General features: G+C 71.1%; 13 protein-coding genes. 9 read left to right on the top strand and 4 right to left on the bottom strand.

What is annotated here, in order from left to right; genetic code table 11:
• Positions 1–473: 473 nt before the first annotated feature.
• Positions 474–1,598 carry a DNA integrity scanning diadenylate cyclase DisA gene (gene disA / locus IE311_RS15315; RefSeq protein WP_056569600.1) on the top strand — a complete coding sequence of 375 codons (1,125 nt, stop codon included), beginning with the start codon at positions 474–476 and terminating at the stop codon, positions 1,596–1,598.
• Positions 1,599–1,811: 213 nt separating this feature from the next.
• Here disA and IE311_RS15310 read toward each other — a convergent pair whose 3' ends face one another.
• Positions 1,812–2,651 (bottom strand): hypothetical protein, encoded by an 840-nt coding sequence (locus IE311_RS15310; protein ID WP_189832213.1) that lies wholly within the window; start codon positions 2,649–2,651, stop codon positions 1,812–1,814.
• 257 nt (positions 2,652–2,908) lie between these two features.
• Between IE311_RS15310 and IE311_RS15305 the strand changes: the two genes are divergently transcribed.
• From IE311_RS15305 to cseC, 6 genes are all read left to right on the top strand, one after another.
• Complete coding sequence (locus IE311_RS15305) at positions 2,909–3,580, top strand: phosphatase PAP2 family protein (protein ID WP_189832212.1); 672 nt, start codon at positions 2,909–2,911, stop codon at positions 3,578–3,580.
• Between the two features lie 33 nt (positions 3,581–3,613).
• Positions 3,614–4,576: an HhH-GPD family protein gene (locus IE311_RS15300; protein ID WP_229901937.1), complete on the top strand. Its 963-nt coding sequence runs from the start codon at positions 3,614–3,616 to the stop codon at positions 4,574–4,576.
• A gap of 164 nt (positions 4,577–4,740) precedes the next feature.
• Positions 4,741–5,313 (top strand): SigE family RNA polymerase sigma factor, encoded by a 573-nt coding sequence (locus tag IE311_RS15295; protein WP_189832211.1) that lies wholly within the window; start codon positions 4,741–4,743, stop codon positions 5,311–5,313.
• Positions 5,301–6,080 (top strand): hypothetical protein, encoded by a 780-nt coding sequence (locus tag IE311_RS15290; RefSeq protein ID WP_189832210.1) that lies wholly within the window; start codon positions 5,301–5,303, stop codon positions 6,078–6,080. Before IE311_RS15295 ends, IE311_RS15290 begins: the two co-directional genes overlap by 13 nt.
• A 153-nt stretch (positions 6,081–6,233) precedes the next feature.
• Entirely contained in the window at positions 6,234–6,929 is a 696-nt protein-coding gene (gene cseB, locus IE311_RS15285) for a two-component system response regulator CseB (protein WP_189832209.1), read from the top strand.
• Positions 6,818–8,260 (top strand): two-component system sensor histidine kinase CseC, encoded by a 1,443-nt coding sequence (cseC, locus tag IE311_RS15280; protein ID WP_373313865.1) that lies wholly within the window; start codon positions 6,818–6,820, stop codon positions 8,258–8,260. The genes cseB and cseC overlap by 112 nt, the downstream gene beginning before the upstream one ends.
• 189 nt (positions 8,261–8,449) lie before the next feature.
• Here the strand turns inward: cseC and IE311_RS15275 are convergent, their stop codons facing one another.
• The gene (locus IE311_RS15275; RefSeq protein ID WP_189832207.1) at positions 8,450–10,033 is read right to left on the bottom strand and encodes an MDR family MFS transporter; all 1,584 of its coding nucleotides are present in this window, start codon (positions 10,031–10,033) and stop codon (positions 8,450–8,452) included.
• A 102-nt stretch (positions 10,034–10,135) separates the two neighbouring features.
• Here IE311_RS15275 and IE311_RS15270 point away from each other — a divergent pair, with 102 nt between their 5' ends.
• The gene (locus tag IE311_RS15270) at positions 10,136–10,693 is read left to right on the top strand and encodes a TetR/AcrR family transcriptional regulator (protein ID WP_189832206.1); all 558 of its coding nucleotides are present in this window, start codon (positions 10,136–10,138) and stop codon (positions 10,691–10,693) included.
• A 55-nt stretch (positions 10,694–10,748) separates the two neighbouring features.
• Here the strand turns inward: IE311_RS15270 and IE311_RS15265 are convergent, their stop codons facing one another.
• The gene (locus IE311_RS15265) at positions 10,749–11,453 is read right to left on the bottom strand and encodes a M23 family metallopeptidase (protein ID WP_189832205.1); all 705 of its coding nucleotides are present in this window, start codon (positions 11,451–11,453) and stop codon (positions 10,749–10,751) included.
• 475 nt (positions 11,454–11,928) lie between these two features.
• Here IE311_RS15265 and IE311_RS15260 point away from each other — a divergent pair, with 475 nt between their 5' ends.
• Positions 11,929–14,982, top strand: a complete 3,054-nt coding sequence (locus tag IE311_RS15260; protein ID WP_189832204.1) for an NACHT domain-containing protein — start codon at positions 11,929–11,931, stop codon at positions 14,980–14,982.
• Positions 14,983–15,169: 187 nt separating this feature from the next.
• Here the strand turns inward: IE311_RS15260 and IE311_RS15255 are convergent, their stop codons facing one another.
• Positions 15,170–17,692, bottom strand: coding sequence for an ATP-dependent Clp protease ATP-binding subunit (locus IE311_RS15255; protein ID WP_187621651.1), 2,523 nt, complete (start codon positions 17,690–17,692; stop codon positions 15,170–15,172).
• Positions 17,693–17,985 lie beyond the last annotated feature (293 nt).

Here is a 17,985-nt window from a genome sequence, read left to right as displayed (position 1 = left end):
TCGCCACCCGGTACGACAAGACCGCCGAGTCCTACGACGCAGCAGTCACCCTCGCGTCACTCCTGATGTGGGCGTGACATTTGAAGACAGAACCTAGGCCGTCCCTCCATGCAGGATCCGGAAGAGACGGCCCGGGCCGTACGGAAGAGACGAACCAGGCCGTCTTTTCGGATCCTGCCGGGCAGCGGCGGGTCGGGACGGAGCCGGAAGAGACCTCCCGGAGCCGTCTCTTCCGCCCCGGGCCGGGCGGCCTGCACCGCCCCTGTTTCCCCGCGCGGAGGGCCCTTTCGGCGCGCTCGGCTCCGTGCGGGGACTTCGCTCCGTACGCTTCGCGAAGACGCGGAGGGTTGGGCCGCGTCCGAGCGGGGAGCTCCCTTCGGACCACCCCCGATCGGTCGGGGGCGGAGGGCCGCGGGGTGGTGTCGCTAGACTTTGCCCTGGTCTCGCCCATCCGTACGAGCCGGAGGAGTGCAGTGGCAGCCAAGGACGGGGCAGCAGCTCCTGGAAAGTCCGGCGCGGGCTCCGGCAATGAAGCGCTCATGCGCGCCGCTCTGAGCGCGGTCGCGCCGGGCACCGCGCTGCGTGACGGCCTGGAGCGCATCCTCCGCGGCAACACGGGCGGTCTCATCGTGCTCGGCCTGGACAAGACGGTCGATTCGATGTGCACCGGCGGCTTCGTGCTGGACGTCGAGTTCGCCGCGACGCGTCTGCGCGAGCTGTGCAAGCTCGACGGGGCGCTCGTCCTCGACAAGGACATCACCAAGATCCACCGTGCGGGCGTGCAGCTGGTCCCGGACGCCTCCATCCCCACCGAGGAGACCGGCACCCGGCACCGCACGGCGGACCGGGTCTCCAAGCAGTGCAACTTCCCGGTCGTCTCCGTCTCCCAGTCGATGCGTCTGATCGCGCTGTACGTGGACGGCGAGCGCCGGGTCCTGGAGGAGTCGGGCACGATCCTGTCCCGCGCCAACCAGGCCCTCGCCACCCTGGAGCGGTACAAGCTCCGGCTCGACGAGGTGGCGGGCACGCTCTCCGCCCTGGAGATCGAGGACCTGGTCACGGTCAGGGACGTCACCGCCGTCGCGCAGCGTCTCGAGATGGTCCGCCGGATCGCCACCGAGATCGCCGAGTACGTGGTGGAGCTCGGCACGGACGGGCGGCTCCTCTCGCTCCAGCTCGACGAGCTGATCGCGGGCGTGGAGCCGGAGCGCGAGCTGGTGATCCGGGACTACGTGCCGGAGCCGACGGCCAAGCGCTCGCGGACGGTCGCGGAGGCGCTCACCGAGCTGGACGCGCTGACCCACACCGAGCTGCTCGAGCTTCCGGTGGTGGCGCGTGCGCTGGGGTACAGCGGTTCTCCCGAGACCCTCGACTCGGCGGTCTCGCCGCGGGGCTACCGGCTGCTCGCCAAGGTGCCGCGGCTGCCCGGAGCGATCATCGAGAGGCTGGTGGAGCACTTCGGCGGGCTGCAGAAGCTGCTCGCGGCCAGTGTGGACGACCTCCAGACCGTGGACGGCGTCGGCGAGGCGCGGGCCCGCAGCGTGCGCGAGGGCCTGTCCCGGCTGGCGGAGTCCTCGATCCTGGAGCGGTACGTCTGAGGACGAGCGGGCCCGGGCGCGGGTCCGGCGGGCGGTGTCCCGCGAAGCGCTGCCCGGTGGACGACGGGCGGCGTACGGCGGCTCCGGTGGGGCGGCCGTACGAAGAGATGACTGCGCGAAGGGATGGCTGCCCGGAGGGGTGGCTGCCCGGAGGGCCGCGGCTCCGGTGGGGCGGCCCTGAGGCCGCGCCCCGGTGGACGGTGCCTGCCGGGCTCAGTCCTTGGCGAGGGTGAACGAGGCCGGGAGCACCTTCGCGCCCGGCATCGTCGCCTCCACGAGGTAGGTGCCGGGACCGGCCTGGCCGGTCGGGGCGGTGGCGCACCGGGGAGCGCTCTGCTTGCGGTCCCACTCCACGGTGTGGGTGACGGTGGCGTTCGCGGGGACGCGCAGCAGGACCGGGTCGCCGGGGCGCGGGCAGTCCGCGGAGGACCAGATCTCGTCGTCCTGCTTGTCACTGATCGTCAGAACCGCGCTGCGGGGCCCGAAGTCGGCCTTGCAGGCGGCGTCCGACGTGTTCCTGGCGACGAGCTGGAAGCGGGGCCTCTCCCCCGTCTCGTAGCTGACCTTGGCGGTGCGGAGCGTCAACTGAAGCGCTCCCGCCGGGCAGTTGGGGAGCGGCGAATCGGCCGGAACCTGCTGTCCCGCACCCGTGCCCGCGCCTCCGTCGCCGCCCGCTCCGTCGGTGTCGCCGTTCTTGCCGCCACCGCCGTCGGCCCCGGCGTCCGTACCGGCGTCGCCGCCCGCTCCCGCGTCCGTACCGGAGCCGGCCGGACCGCCGCCTCCGGTGGTCTCGCCGGAGTCGCCCGACTCGTCGCGGCCGCCGGGCTGTTGGCTGATCGGCGTTCCGGACCCCGAGGGGCCGGGAGTGATCGAGGGCGGGGTGGGAGAGGAGCCGTTGGCCGCGTCGTTCTGCTTCTTCCCGCCCGCGTCACCGGAGGTGAGGACCCACACGGCGAGAAGTGCGAGAAGCGTCACCAGGCACGCCGCCACCGCCCTCCGTCGCCAGTAGATGGTGGAGGGAAGCGGCCCGACCGGATTGCGCAAAGATCCCACGACCCGAACCTTACGAGAGATCGGGCCCAACTCCCGCCCCACCCGCCGCCCAAGACATCAAGTTTTGCCGATGATCACATCCGTTCGTTCCGGGAACTTTCCCGGATCCGCACCCGAACGCCCTCGCGACCGCATGCCAAATCACCTGAAAACGGATGGGATCCAAGCGAATCGACGGACCCCTCACTTTCGTCGGGGGTCGCTCTGGCCGTTGGCCCGGGGCGAGGCACTCCGGATTCCGGTTAGCGTCGTGCACCATGAACACGCTCCTCGACGTCTCCGACCGGCTGTATCTCGATGTGGCCGACTTCGCCCACTCCACGCCCCACTGGTTCCAGGTACTCGCCGAGGTCTGGACCGAGGCCGGGCTTCTCGTTTTCGGCGCGCTGTTCCTGGCCGGCTGGTGGCGCTCCCGCGAGGGGTCGAGCCGGATGATGGCGCTCGCGCTGCTCGCCCCGCTCGCCACCGCCTTCGGGTACGTGGTGAGCGAGGCGCTGAAGTCGCTGATCGACGAGGAACGCCCCTGCCGCGCGGTCGTCGGGGCGCCCGCCTCGCTCGTCACCTGCCCGCCGCACGGTGACTGGTCCTTCCCCAGCAACCACTCGGCCATCGCGGGAGCCGCCGCCATCGCGCTCGCCCTGTCCTGGCGCGGGCTGGTCTGGCTGACCGTGCCGATGGCCCTGCTGATGGCGTTCTCCCGGGTCTTCGTCGGCGTGCACTACCCGCACGACGTCACCGTCGGTCTGCTCCTCGGCGGTCTGGTCGCCTTCCTCGTCATGAGGGCGGCGGTCCGCCCGGTGGGCAATCTGGTCGAGACGGCCCGGTCGAGCCGGAACTCGGCCGTGGTGTGGTGCGCGGGGCGCGGGCCCCGGGCGCACGCCCCCGCGCACGCCGAGCGACCCCGGCGGGCGCGCCACGGCGCGTACTGATCACGTCCCGGACGTGCCAGGATCGGAGGTGCCATGACTTCCATCGACGCCCCCCGCGCCCCTGAAGCCCCCGATGCCCCCGAAGCCTCGGAAGCCCCCCGGGCCCCGGTCCTGCCGACGCCCCCCGCCGAGCTGCACGGGCCCGTCCTCGCCTGGTTCGACCGGCACGCCCGCGACCTGCCCTGGCGCCATCCCGAGGCCGGTGCCTGGGGCGTCATGGTCAGCGAGTTCATGCTCCAGCAGACCCCCGTCGTCCGGGTGCTCCCGGTGTACGAGCAGTGGCTCGCACGCTGGCCGCGTCCGGCCGACCTGGCCGCCGAGGCCTCCGGCGAGGCGGTCCGCGCCTGGGGCCGGCTCGGATATCCGCGCCGGGCGCTGCGGCTGCACGCGGCGGCCGTCGCCATAACGGAGCGGCACGGCGGCGACGTACCCAGCGATCACGGGCAGCTGCTCGCGCTGCCCGGCATCGGCGAGTACACGGCGGCGGCGGTGGCCTCCTTCGCGTACGGGCAGCGGCACGCGGTCCTGGACACCAATGTGCGCCGGGTCTTCGCCCGGGCGGCGACCGGCGTCCAGTACCCGCCGAACGCGACCACGGCCGCCGAGCGGCGGCTCGCCCGCGCGCTGCTGCCGCAGGACGAGACGACGGCGTCGCGCTGGGCCGCCGCCTCGATGGAGCTGGGCGCGCTCGTGTGCACGGCGAAGAACGAGGACTGCGCGCGCTGCCCGATCTCCGGGCAGTGCGCCTGGCGGCTCGCCGGGAAGCCCGCGCACGACGGCCCGCCGCGGCGCGGTCAGACGTACGCCGGGACGGACCGGCAGGTCAGGGGCCGGCTCCTCGCGGTGCTGCGGGACTCGGCGGACCCGGTGGCACAGGCGGCCCTGGACGCGGTCTGGGACGAGCCGGTGCAGCGGGCCAGGGCGCTGGACGGCCTGGTCGCGGACGGGCTCGTCGAGCCGCTGGCCGACGGGTACTACCGGCTGCCCGCGTCCTGAGGGCCTCCGCGCCCCGGCAAACCTCCTCTCCCCCGCTGTTACACAACCGATGGGTAGCCGTGCGTCCACCGACGGCTGCCCCGCACAACCCCGTGACAACCGCTCCGTAGCGTCGTCCACGACACGAGGAACAAAGCTGGTCACGGGGTTCGGAGGCGGTTCGGATGAGGCATGGCGAGGTGCTCGATTTCGAGGAGTACGTACGCACGCGGCAGGACGCGCTGCTGCGCAGCGCACGGCGTCTCGTCGCCGACCCCGTCGACGCCCAGGACCTTCTCCAGACGGCCCTCGCCCGTACGTACGGCCGCTGGGACGGCATCGCCGACAAGTCCCTGGCCGACGCCTACCTCCGCCGGGTCATGATCAACACCCGCACCGAGTGGTGGCGCTCCCGCAAGCTCGAGGAGGTGCCCACCGAGCAGCTCCCGGACGCCTCCGTCGACGACCCGACCGAGCAGCACGCCGACCGGGCCCTCCTCATGGACGTCCTGAAGGTGCTCGCGCCGAAGCAGCGCAGCGTCGTCGTCCTGCGTCACTGGGAACAGATGAGCACGGAGGAGACGGCGGCGGCGCTCGGCATGTCGACGGGTACGGTGAAGTCGACGCTCCACCGGGCGCTCGCCCGGCTCCGTCAGGAACTGGAGAGCCGTGACCTCGACGCCCGTGCGTCGGGCCGGACCGGGGAGCGGACGACCGTACGAGGCGACGAACGGGGGCGGGAGCGGTGCGCGGCCTAGACGGCGGAGCCGACGGCAGAAGACACGACGGCGACGGCGGCACCGACAGCGGTGACGGCCCCGGCGGCGACGACCGGTACGGAACCGGGCGGCGCCGCCGGCGCCGTACCGCCAAGGCGGCGAGCATCACGGCGGCGGCCGGGCTCGTCGCCGTCGGGCTGTCCATGGCCGCCTGCTCCACCGGCGGCACCGGTTCGCGCGACGAGGGCGCGGCGGGCCCCCGCGAGACGGCCGCGGCGGCGCCGACTCCCGACCCCTCGGCCGGCGACGGACAGCGGTACGCCGCCGAGCGGGTGGATCCGATCGCCCTGCTCAAGGCCGACCCGAAGATCGGGGAGCGGCTCAAGACCGATCTGAAGCCGTGCGTCGCCGACGCGTACCCGGTGGACGCCTCCTACGGCAATCTCACCAACGCTCCCGCGCCCGACGTCGTCGTCAATGTGATGACCTGCGGCGATGCCGTCGGCATCGGCACCTATGTCTACCGGAAGCAGAGCGACCGGTACGAGAACGTCTTCATGGCGGAGGACGCGGCGGTGTACGGCACGATCGACCGGGGCGAGCTCATCGTCACCAAGCAGGTGTACGCGAAGGGCGATCCGGTCGCGTACCCCTCGGGCGAGGACGTGATCACCTACCGCTGGTCGGGGAACAGGTTCACCCAGCACGACTGGGTCCACAACGACTACAGCCGGGCCGTCGGTGACGGCGGGCTGGACGGCGCCACCGTCGACGAGCCCGCGCCGAGCGAGCCTCCCGCGAACTGAGCCGTACCTTTCGGAGCCGTACCCCGAAAAACCTCCCCCGAGCCGTACGACCCACGGCCCGCACCCCCACCCACCGCACCCGAGCGCCGGACCCGCCAGGGCCCCCACACCCCACGATCGCGGCGCCGGCGCACTACCCGAAGGGCACGCACGATGGCCGAAACCCATGTCCTGTTCGTCGAGGACGACGACGTCATCCGTGAGGCCACCCAGCTCGCCCTGGAGCGGGACGGCTTCCGGGTCACGGCCATGCCCGACGGGCTCTCCGGCCTCGACGCCTTCCGGGCGCAGCGGCCGGACATCGCCCTCCTCGACGTGATGCTGCCCGGCATGGACGGGGTCAGCCTCTGCCGCCGGATCCGCGACGAGTCGACCGTGCCCGTGATCATGCTGTCGGCCCGCGCCGACTCGATCGACGTCGTCCTCGGTCTGGAGGCCGGGGCCGACGACTACGTCACCAAGCCCTTCGACGGCTCCGTCCTGATGGCCCGCATCCGCGCCGTACTGCGCCGCTTCGGGCACGCGGGCGGCGGCGAGCAGGGGGACGACGCTCCCGACGGCGGCGGGCTCCTCGCCTTCGGCGACCTGGAGGTCGACACCGAGGGCATGGAGGTCCGCAAGGGCGGGGCGCCGGTCGCGCTGACCCCGACCGAGATGCGGCTGCTCCTGGAGTTCTCCTCCGCGCCGGGCACCGTGCTCTCCCGGGACAAGCTCCTGGAGCGGGTCTGGGACTACGGCTGGGGCGGCGACACCCGGGTCGTCGACGTCCATGTGCAGCGGCTGCGCGCCAAGATCGGCCAGGACAGGATCGAGACGGTCCGCGGCTTCGGCTACAAGCTCAAGAGCTAGGACGGCACGTACCGGTGAAGCCGTTCCCCCTCCGTACCGGGGTCCGCTGGAAGATCGCCGTCGCCATCGCGGCGGTCGGCGCCCTGATCGCGATCACCCTGAGCGTGGTCGTGCACAACGCCGCCCGTATCTCGATGCTCGACAACGCGCGCGAGGTGCAGATGGAGCGGCTCCTCTTCGCCCAGCGGATGTACGAGACGTCGAAGCCCAAGGAGCCCCGCTTCGGCACCAAGATCAACGACCCCGCGCTGCCGGCCCAGCTCGACCAGCTGATGCGGGACAAGCGGCGCGGTACGTACGTGCAGGAGCACCGGCACGGCGGGCCGCCCGATGTGTGGGCGGCCGTGCCGCTCGCCAACGGAGACGTGCTCTCGCTGCACATCCCCTTCGCCGACCGCAGCGCCACGATCATGAACGATCTGGACCGGGCCCTTGTCATCGGCTCGGTCTCGGTGGTCTTCGGCGGCTGCGCCCTCGGTGTGCTCATCGGCGGACAGCTCTCGCGGCGGCTGCGGAAGGCCGCCGTCGCGGCCGGCCGGGTCGCCCAGGGGAACACCGACGTCCGGGTCAGGGAGGCCGTCGGCGGGGTCGTACGGGACGAGACCGACGACCTGGCATGGGCGGTCGACGCCCTGACCGACGCCCTCAACGAGCGGATCGAGGCCGAGCGGCGGGTCACCGCGGACATCGCCCACGAGCTGCGCACCCCCGTCACCGGGCTGCTCACGGCCGCCGAACTGCTGCCGCCCGGCCGTCCCACCGAGCTCGTACGGGACCGGGCGCAGGCGATGCGGACGCTCGTCGAGGACGTCCTCGAGGTGGCCAGGCTGGACAGCGCGTCGGAGCGGGCGGAGCTCCAGGAGATCGCGCTGGGCGAGTTCGTCGAGCGGCGGGTGCGGGCCCTCGACCCCGAGGTCGTCGTCCGGGTCGTCCACGACTCCTGGGTGAACACCGACCCCCGGCGGCTGGAGCGGGTCCTGGGCAACCTCCTCGCGAACGCGGCCAAGCACGGCAAGCCGCCGGTGGAGGTCACCGTCGAGGGCCGCGTCGTGCGCGTCCGCGACCACGGTCCCGGCTTCCCCGAGGCGCTCCTCAAGGAGGGGCCGAGCCGGTTCCGTACGGGAACGAGCGACCGCGCGGGCCAGGGTCACGGCCTGGGTCTGACGATCGCGGCGGGCCAGGCCCGGGTCCTCGGCGCCCGGCTCACCTTCCGGAACGTGGCCTCGGAGGCGGCGCCGAACGGGGTGGGCGGCGCGATCGCCGTGCTGTGGCTGCCGGACCACGCCCCGACGAACACGGGCAGCTTTCCGATCCTGCGGCCGCCGAACTGACCGTTCCGCGGGCGGGTACGGCGAGGGGGCCGGCCCCTGTTCCGGGACCGGCCCCCTCGCCATATCTGTGTCCGCCGGCCCGGCTGTCCGCTGCCGCCCGGGCCACTGCCTGCTGCCCGGGCCGTTGCCGGCTGCCGTGCCTTTGACCGCCGCCGGGCCGTTGCCGGCCGCCGGCGGCGATCGGCCGCATCAGACCTTCTCGGCGACCTTCGCCGTGTCGTCGTCCGCCGGGGTCTTCGGGGCCGCCGCGGGGCCCGCGCCGCGCAGCGCCACCTCCTTGACGAAGAAGGCGAGGGCGAAGCCGAGGACGGAGACCGCGGCGGCGACCACGAAGGCGCCGTGCGTGCCCGAGGAGACCGCGTGCTGGTAGGCCTCGCGGAGCGCCTCCGGCAGCTTGGCCAGGCTCGCGGCGTCGAGCTGGGCCGTCCGCTCGGTGAGCCCGGACCCGCCGCGCGCCGCCATCTCGTCCTGGACCCGGCTCGTGAAGAGCGCGCCCATGATCGCGACGCCGAAGGAGGAGCCGAGGGTCCGGAAGAGGGTGGTGGAGGACGAGGCGACGCCCATGTCCTTCATCTCGACGCTGTTCTGCGCGACCAGCATGGTGATCTGCATCAGGAAGCCCATGCCGGCGCCGAGGACGGCCATGTAGAGGCCCGAGGTCAGCCGCGAGGTTCCGGTGTCCATGGTGGAGAGCAGGAAGAGGCCGACCGTCATGAGGGCGCCGCCCGCGATCGGGAAGATCTTGTACTTGCCGGTGCTGGTGGTGAAGCGGCCGACGAGCAGCGAGACCACCATCATCGACAGCAGCATCGGCAGGAGCAGCAGACCGGAGTTGGTCGCCGAGGCGCCCTGGACGGACTGCTGGAAGATCGGCAGGTAGAGCACCGCGCCGAACATCACGAAGCCGGTGATGAAGCCGATCAGGGACATCAGGGTGAAGTTGCGGCTGCGGAAGATGTGCAGCGGCATGATCGGGTCGCTCGCGCGGGTCTCCACCCACAGGAAGGCGGCGAGCGAGAGGGCTCCGCCGACCGCGAGGCCGACGATGGTGGCCGAGCCCCAGGCGTACTCCGTGCCGCCCCAGGTGGTGACGAGGACGATCGCGGTGATGCCGACGGTCAGGAGCGCGGCGCCGAGGAAGTCGATCCGGGTGCCGGTGGCGCGCTGCTTCTTCGGCAGGTGCAGGACGGTGGTGACCATGGCGAGGGCGACAGCACCGAGCGGCAGGTTGATGTAGAAGGACCAGCGCCAGCCCCAGTGGTCGGTGATGGTGCCGCCGACGAGGGGGCCGCCGATCATGGCGAGGGCCATGACGCCGGCCATCATGCCCTGGTACTTGCCGCGCTCGCGGGGCGGGATCAGGTCGCCGATGATCGCCATCACGCCGACCATGAGGCCGCCGGCGCCGAGGCCCTGGATGGTGCGGAAGCCGATGAGCTGGCCCATGTCCTGGGCCATGCCGCTGAGCGCCGAGCCGATCAGGAAGATCACGATCGAGGTGAGGAAGACGCCCTTGCGGCCGAACATGTCGCCGAGCTTGCCCCAGAGGGGGGTGGAGGCGGCGGTGGCCAGGGTGTAGGCGGTGACGACCCAGGAGAGGTGCTCCAGGCCGCCGAGCTCGCCGACGATCGTCGGCATCGCGGTGCCGATGATCATGTTGTCCAGCATCGCGAGGAGCATCGCGATCATCAGGGCGAGCAGGACGACACGGACGCTGCGTGGCTGCTGTTCCGTCTCCCCCTGCGCCGGTTCCACTGTCGCTTGCGTCGTCATGTCAGTCCCTTACTTGCCGCCCGGCTAGTTACTACACTGGGGGACGGTAGACCTGTAACTTGCCGGTCGTCAAGTAAGTTCTTCGGAAAGTGGAGGGCAGTCATGGCCCGAGGCAACACCCGCCAGCGCATCCAGGACGTGGCCCTGGACCTCTTCGCCGAGCAGGGGTACGAGAAGACCTCCCTGCGCGAGATCGCGGAACGCCTCGACGTCACCAAAGCGGCGCTCTACTACCACTTCAAGACCAAGGAAGACATCCTCGTCGGGATCTTCGAGGACCTGACCCGGCCCATGGACGAGCTGATCACCTGGGCCCAGGAACAGCCCCGCACCCTGGAGACCCGGCAGGAGGTGCTGCGCCGCTACCAGGTGGCACTGCGCGCGGCGGCCCCGCTCTTCCGCTTCATGCAGGAGAACCAGGCCACCGTCCGCGAGCTCAGCGTCGGCCTCACCTTCAAGGAACGCATGATCACGCTGACCGGCCTGATCCAGGAGCCGGACTTCTCGATGGTGGACAAGGTGCGCTGCGTCAGCGCGATCTTCACGCTGCACGCGGGCACCTTCTTCACCCAGAACATCGAGGGCGACCCCGAGGAGAAGCACAGGGCCACCCTCGAGGTCGCCCTCGATCTGCTCAACCGGGCCCACGGGGTCCAGTGAAGCGTCATATGCGGTTGAAGCGGGTGTCCGACGCGGGTCGGACGGTTCACACGGCTCAGATGGAGACGCCGTGGGACCGCAGGAAGGCGGCCGGGTTCACGGCGGAGCCGTAGTTCGGGGTCGTACGGATCTCGAAGTGCAGGTGGGGGCCGGAGGAGTTGCCGGTGTTGCCCGAGAGGGCGATCTGCTGGCCGGCCATGACCTTCGAGCCGATGTGCACCTTGATCTTCGACAGGTGGGCGTACTGCGAGTACGTGCCGTTGGCGTGCTTGACGACGATCGCGTTGCCGTACGCGGGGCCGTCGCCGCCGCCGTTCGGACCGGCCTTCACGACGGTGCCCGCACCCGCGGCCTTGACCGGGGTGCCGACCGGGACGGCGAAGTCCTGGCCGGAGTGCTTGTGGGCCCACATGGCGCCGCCCTGGTTGTAGCTGGCGGACAGCGTGTAGGCGGAGACCGGCTTGACCCACGCCGGGGCCTTCTTGGCCGCGACCGGCTTGACGGTGACCTTCTTGACCGCGGCGACCTTCTTGGCGGCCGTGGCCTTCGCGGCGGCGGCCTTCACCTGAGCCGCGACGTGCGCCTGGGCGTCGGCCTGGGCGGCGACGGCGGCGGACGCGGTCACCGCGACAGGGGCGGCGACGGCCTTGCCCTCGGCGGCGAAGGCGGACCCTGCTCCGGTCACCATCGTCGCTCCCAGGCCGGCGGCGGCAAGAGCGACGACGGTGACACGGGCGGCGGGGTTCATGCGCTTCGACATACGGGGGAAACCTCCGGGAAGTACGGGACCCGACGCGATCGGTGCTCTGCGTCGGGCTTGCTCATCCTTGGTAACCCGGACCCCCATCCAGCCCAAAACACCCCATCTACGACATCACCTCGTAGCGATCTCCGGGGAAGTTCAGCTCTTGACGCGCCCCGAAGCCTCCTTCGAAATCGGACATACCGGCACAAGAGAACCGGTTTATCCGCACGTCACCCTTGTCCGGAACCGCCGAAAACGCCGTACGACGCCCGGTTCGGGACCCTCCGGGACCTTGGTCCCTGCCGTTCAGTCCAGAACGTCCCGAATCGACACCAAAGGTCGCCACTATTCCGGCTAGTACCCCTCAAAACCCCTGTGCGCCTTGTCACCAGGCGCCGGTCCCCAATGGGATCTGGGTCACGCAACCGAGCCGTCCGGAAGGCCGTCCCGCACTACGCTGACCGCTTCGGGGACCCACGGGGGGAAACAGATGGAACCGGCACTCATCGGCGCGCGCCTCGCCTCGGCCGCGATCGGCCCAATCCTGAAGAAACTGCTGGTCAGCGATGGTCCGGGGGCCGGTCTCACCGGCCGCTCGGAGAAGATACGGCTCTCCTCCCTGGTCTCCTTCCGCGGCGAGAAGGGCACGCTCACCGAGAAGGACGTCCGGGGGCTCGCGGCCACCCTGGTCGCCCGCTCCGCCACGGCGGGCGGCGAACCCCCCTTCCCCCGGGACGAGACCGAGGCCGTCACCGACACCCTCGCGACGACCCTCCTCGCCCTCGGCGACCTCGACATGGACGACGTCCAGGCCGTCCGCCTCGGCCACCGCTCCCTCGCCCGGAGCCTGCGCGCGGCGGCCCCGGCCCCGGACGGCCTCTCCACCGACTCGGTCCTCTACCTGGAGTCGATGACGGAGTGGGCCTGCCTCCACATCCTGGAGTTCTTCACCCAGCGGTCGACGTTCGTGGCCCGCAGCCTGGTGGAGCAGACCCGTGGGCAGAGCGAGCTCATCGCGAAGCTGGACGAGATGATCCGGCGGACGCCCAGGGCCGACGCACGGGACGCGGAATTCGAACGGCGCTACCTGGCCCACCTGGCGAGGAAGCACGGGCGCCTGACGATCTACGGCATCGACCTGCACCACTCGCCCGACGAGTGGCCGCTGGACATGGCGTATCTGTCACTGGACGCGACGGGCCCGGACCCGGCCTTCGACCGGGCACCCTCCGCCCCAGAACCCGCCCCAGAACCCGAGCCCGGCCCCGGCTCCCACCCCGAACCCGGTCATCGCCCCGGCCACCGCCCCGCGCACAGCGTCCCCGCCGACCACGCCCTCGCCCGGCACCCCCGCATCCTGCTGCGCGGAGTCGCCGGCTCCGGCAAGACGACCCTGGTCCAGTGGCTGGCGGTCACCGCGGCCGAGTCGGCCCACGGAACGATCCCGTTCGTCCTGCCCCTGCGCACCCTCACCCGCCACGGCGAGCGGCTGCCCCCGGCCGAACGCTTCCTCTCCGCCGTCGGCTGCCCGCTCACCGCGCCCGAGGGCTGGGCCGACCGGGTCCTCGCCGCCGGCCGGGGCATCGTCCTCGTCGACGGCATCGACGAGGTCCCCGAACCCGAACGCGAGCGGACCCGCCGCTGGCTCCGCGATCTGATCGGCGCGTACGACGGCCCCAACCGCTGGCTCGTCACCTCACGCCCCTCGGCGGTCAGGGACGACTGGCTGGCCACGGACCGCTTCACCGAGCTCACCCTCTCCGCCATGTCCCGCTCCGAGGTCACCACCTTCGTGAGCCGCTGGCACACCGCGGCGGGCCCGGACGCCGCCCCGTACGAGCAGCAGCTCCTCGACACCCTGCAGACCACCCCCGACCTCGCGCGGCTCGCCACCAACCCGCTGATGTGCGGACTGATCTGCGCCCTCCACCGCGACCGGCGCGGCTTCCTTCCCCGAGGCCGCAAGGCCCTGTACGACGCGGCCCTGTCGATGCTCCTCACCCGCCGCGACCGCGAACGGGACATGGGAGCCCCGTACGGGGTGGAACTCGGCGAGGCGCCGCAGATCCAGCTGATCCAGCGCCTCGCCTACTGGCTCACGCTCAACGGACGCACCCAGATGGACCGCGGCCACGCCCACGCGATCGTCACGGAGGCCGTCCCCGCCGTCCCCGAAGCGGCCGCCCACGACGACCCGGGCGGCGTCTTCGCCCATCTCCTCCACCGCAGCGGACTCCTCCGCGAGCCCACGCCCGGCACCGTCGACTTCGTCCACCGCACCTTCCAGGACTATCTCGCGGCCAAGCACCTGGTGGACCGCTGGGACATCGGCGTCCTGATCTCCCACGCGGCGGACGACCAGTGGGAGGACGTGGTCCGCATGGCGGTGGGCCACTCACGGCCGCGCGAGTGCGCGGAGATCTTCCGCGAGCTGCTGGCCGCCGCCGACGCGGCGGACGACCCGGGCCGACGGCTCCGCCTGCTCGTCGTGGCCGCGACCGCCCTCGACCACGCGACGGAGGTGGCGCCGGAGGTACGGCAGGAGATCCTCGCCCGTACGGCCCTCGTGATCCCTCCCCGCACGGCGGAGGAGGCCCGCGAGCTGGCCACCGCCGGTCCCGCGGTGCTCGGCCTCCTCGGCCCGCCCGAGACGCTGAGCGACCGGCAGGCGGTGATGTCCGTGATCACGGCCTCCTGGATCGACCACGAGGCCGCGATCACCTACCTGGCACGCTTCACCGGCCACCCGCTGCTGATGGTCCGCTCCCAGCTGATCTGGGCCTGGACCCGCTTCGACACCCGGCTGTACGCCGAGAAGGTCGTCGCGTGCCTCGACCCGACCGACCTCAACTTCACGGTCCGCGGCGACGAGTACGCCGCCGAACTGGAGCACCTCGGCCTGCGCCCCGCACGGCTCGACATCGACTACGGGGTGTCGCCCGACGCCCTGGCCCGGCTCCTCGGCCTCTGCGACCCCACGCATCTCCTCCTGAACAGCGCCCGCCACGCGCCCGAGCTGGCGGCCCTGGCGACGCTGGGCAGACTCGAGGAACTCGTCCTGGACCTGCCCGCCGCCGCGCTGTGGTCGGCCGACTGCCTCCCGGCGTCCGCCCCCCTGGCCTCGCTCACCCTCTCCTCATGGCCCCAGGGAGGACTCGCCTCCCTGGGACAGCTCGGGCGGCTGACCGAGCTGATCCTGTGGAAGGGGCCCGTCCTGGGGCCCGAGCGCTGGCAGGAGGTCGCCGGCCTGCCGGCGCTCACGTCCCTCTCGATCGACGAGGAGGACCTGTACGAGTGGCCCGACGGCCTGGTCATGCCGAAGATCGAGGAGCTGCGGCTCGCCCACGGTGACCTCCCGCCCCTGGAGCGGATCCCCGAGGCGTTCCCGTCCCTGCGCGCCCTCGCCCTCTCCGGCCACCAGGAGGATCCGGTGGACGTCTCCGCGCTGGCCTCCCTGGAAGGTCTGGTCTCGCTGTCGAGCGAGGGGGCGGTGTCCGGGACCGAACGGATGTCCCCGGACGTCCGGGTCCACGTCCCCGACTGATACGCGTCTCCGGCCGGCGCCCGTCCGCGCCGGCTACCGCTCTCCGGTCTGCGCCTGTCCGCAGCCGGCTCGAACCGCCGGCCGATACGGAAAAGCCGACACGGGAACGCCGACACGCAAAAGGGGCGGCCCCGGAACCGATCAGGTTCCGGGGCCGCCCCTTCGGCGTTCCACGCTCAGCGCGGTGTCACGCGTCCTTCGACAGGTTCGGGCCCGTGCCGCCCGTCGCCTCGATCGGCGGGGCGTCCGGCAGAGCCGTCTTCTCCTCGCCGCGGAAGGTGAAGGTGCGCTCGTCACCCTCGCCCTCCGTGTCCACGACCACGATGTGACCGGGACGCAGCTCGCCGAAGAGGATCTTCTCCGAGAGCGAGTCCTCGATCTCGCGCTGGATCGTCCGGCGCAGCGGCCGGGCGCCCATCACGGGGTCGTAGCCCTTCTTGGCGAGCAGCTCCTTCGCGGACTGGGAGAGCTCGATGCCCATGTCCCGGTCCTTGAGGCGCTCGTCGACGCGGCCGATCATCAGGTCGACGATCTGGAGGATGTCGTCCTGGGTCAGCTGCGGGAAGACGATGATGTCGTCCACACGGTTGAGGAACTCCGGGCGGAAGTGCTGCTTCAGCTCGTCGCTGACCTTCGCCTTCATCCGCTCGTAGTTCGACTTCGTGTCGCCCTGGGCCGCGAAGCCCAGGTTGAAGCCCTTCGAGATGTCCCTGGTCCCGAGGTTGGTGGTCATGATGATGACCGTGTTCTTGAAGTCCACGACCCGGCCCTGGGAGTCGGTCAGACGACCGTCCTCCAGGATCTGGAGAAGGGAATTGAAGATATCGGGGTGGGCCTTCTCGACCTCGTCGAAGAGGACGACGGAGAACGGCTTGCGGCGCACCTTCTCGGTGAGCTGGCCGCCCTCTTCGTAGCCGACGTATCCGGGCGGCGAACCGAAGAGACGGGAAACCGTGTGCTTCTCGCTGAACTCCGACATGTCGAGGGAGATCATCGCGTCCTCGTCGCCGAAGAGGAATTCGGCGAGCGCCTTCGAAAGCTCGGTCTTACCGACACCGGACGGACCGGCGAAGATGAACGAGCCACCGGGGCGCTTCGGGTCCTTCAGACCGGCACGCGTACGGCGGATGGCCCGCGAGAGGCCGATGACGGCGTCCTTCTGCCCGATGACGCGCTTGTGGAGCTCGTCCTCCATGCGGAGCAGGCGGCTGGACTCCTCCTCGGTCAGCTTGAAGACCGGGATGCCGGTGGCCGTCGCGAGGACCTCGGCGATCAGATCGCCGTCGACCTCGGCCACGACGTCCATGTCGCCGGCCTTCCACTCCTTCTCGCGCTTGGCCTTCGCGGCGAGGAGCTGCTTCTCCTTGTCGCGGAGCGAGGCGGCCTTCTCGAAGTCCTGCGAGTCGATCGCGGACTCCTTGTCGCGGCGGACGCCGGCGATCTTCTCGTCGAACTCGCGGAGGTCCGGCGGCGCGGTCATCCGGCGGATGCGCATCCGGGAGCCGGCCTCGTCGATCAGGTCGATCGCCTTGTCCGGGAGGAAGCGGTCCGAGATGTACCGGTCGGCCAGGGTCGCGGCCTGGACGAGGGCCTCGTCGGTGATGGAGACCCGGTGGTGGGCCTCGTACCGGTCGCGGAGACCCTTGAGGATCTCGATGGTGTGCGGCAGCGACGGCTCGGCGACCTGGATGGGCTGGAAGCGGCGCTCGAGGGCCGCGTCCTTCTCCAGGTACTTCCGGTACTCGTCGAGCGTGGTGGCACCGATGGTCTGGAGCTCACCGCGGGCCAGCATCGGCTTGAGGATGCTGGCGGCGTCGATCGCGCCCTCGGCGGCACCCGCACCCACGAGGGTGTGGAGCTCGTCGATGAACAGGATGATGTCGCCGCGGGTGCGGATCTCCTTGAGGACCTTCTTCAGGCGCTCCTCGAAGTCACCGCGGTAGCGGGAGCCGGCGACCAGCGCGCCGAGGTCCAGGGTGTAGAGGTGCTTGTCCTTGAGGGTCTCGGGCACCTCGCCCTTGACGATGGCCTGCGCCAGGCCCTCGACGACGGCGGTCTTGCCGACGCCGGGCTCGCCGATGAGCACCGGGTTGTTCTTGGTGCGGCGGGACAGCACCTGCATGACCCGCTCGATCTCCTTCTCGCGCCCGATGACCGGGTCGAGCTTGGACTCGCGGGCCGCCTGGGTGAGGTTGCGGCCGAACTGGTCCAGGACCAGGGACGTCGAGGGGGTGCCCTCGGCAGGACCGCCGGCGGTGGCGGCTTCCTTGCCCTGGTAGCCGGAGAGCAGCTGGATGACCTGCTGCCGCACCCGGTTGAGGTCGGCGCCCAGCTTCACGAGGACCTGGGCGGCGACGCCCTCGCCCTCGCGGATCAGGCCGAGCAGGATGTGCTCGGTGCCGATGTAGTTGTGGCCGAGCTGGAGGGCCTCACGGAGCGAGAGCTCCAGGACCTTCTTGGCGCGAGGGGTGAAGGGGATGTGCCCGGACGGGGCCTGCTGCCCCTGCCCGATGATCTCCTCCACCTGCTGGCGGACCGCCTCGAGCGAAATCCCGAGGCTCTCCAGGGCCTTAGCGGCGACACCCTCACCCTCGTGGATAAGGCCCAGAAGGATGTGCTCGGTGCCGATGTAGTTGTGGTTGAGCATCCGGGCTTCTTCCTGAGCCAGGACGACAACCCGCCGCGCGCGGTCGGTGAACCTCTCGAACATCGTTAATCGCTCCTCAGAGCGGTCAGTCAGTTAGGGGTCGATCCCCTCCCTGTCCTTCCGCAGCTTAGTCCCGCAAGCGGGGACCGCTCATTCCAACTGCCGACATCCGTCCGGATCACCCCCTCTTCCGCGGGGAGACCTGCTGCCGAACAGCCGACAAATGCTCCAACCCGATGGTGCGAGACGATGTTCCCGCAGGCCAAGTAGTTACCCGCGTCTTCAGTACGCCGATGGCGAACGTGAGACGCCGAAGCCCGCGAGTCGCCCCTCTCCACTAGGAATGTCTTACCCGT

Origin of the sequence: Streptomyces zaomyceticus (assembly GCF_014656215.1) — a bacterium.
Lineage (GTDB): Bacteria > Actinomycetota > Actinomycetes > Streptomycetales > Streptomycetaceae > Streptomyces > Streptomyces zaomyceticus.
Note: the sequence above shows the minus strand (reverse complement) of the source record. Positions and strands in the feature narration are given on the sequence as shown.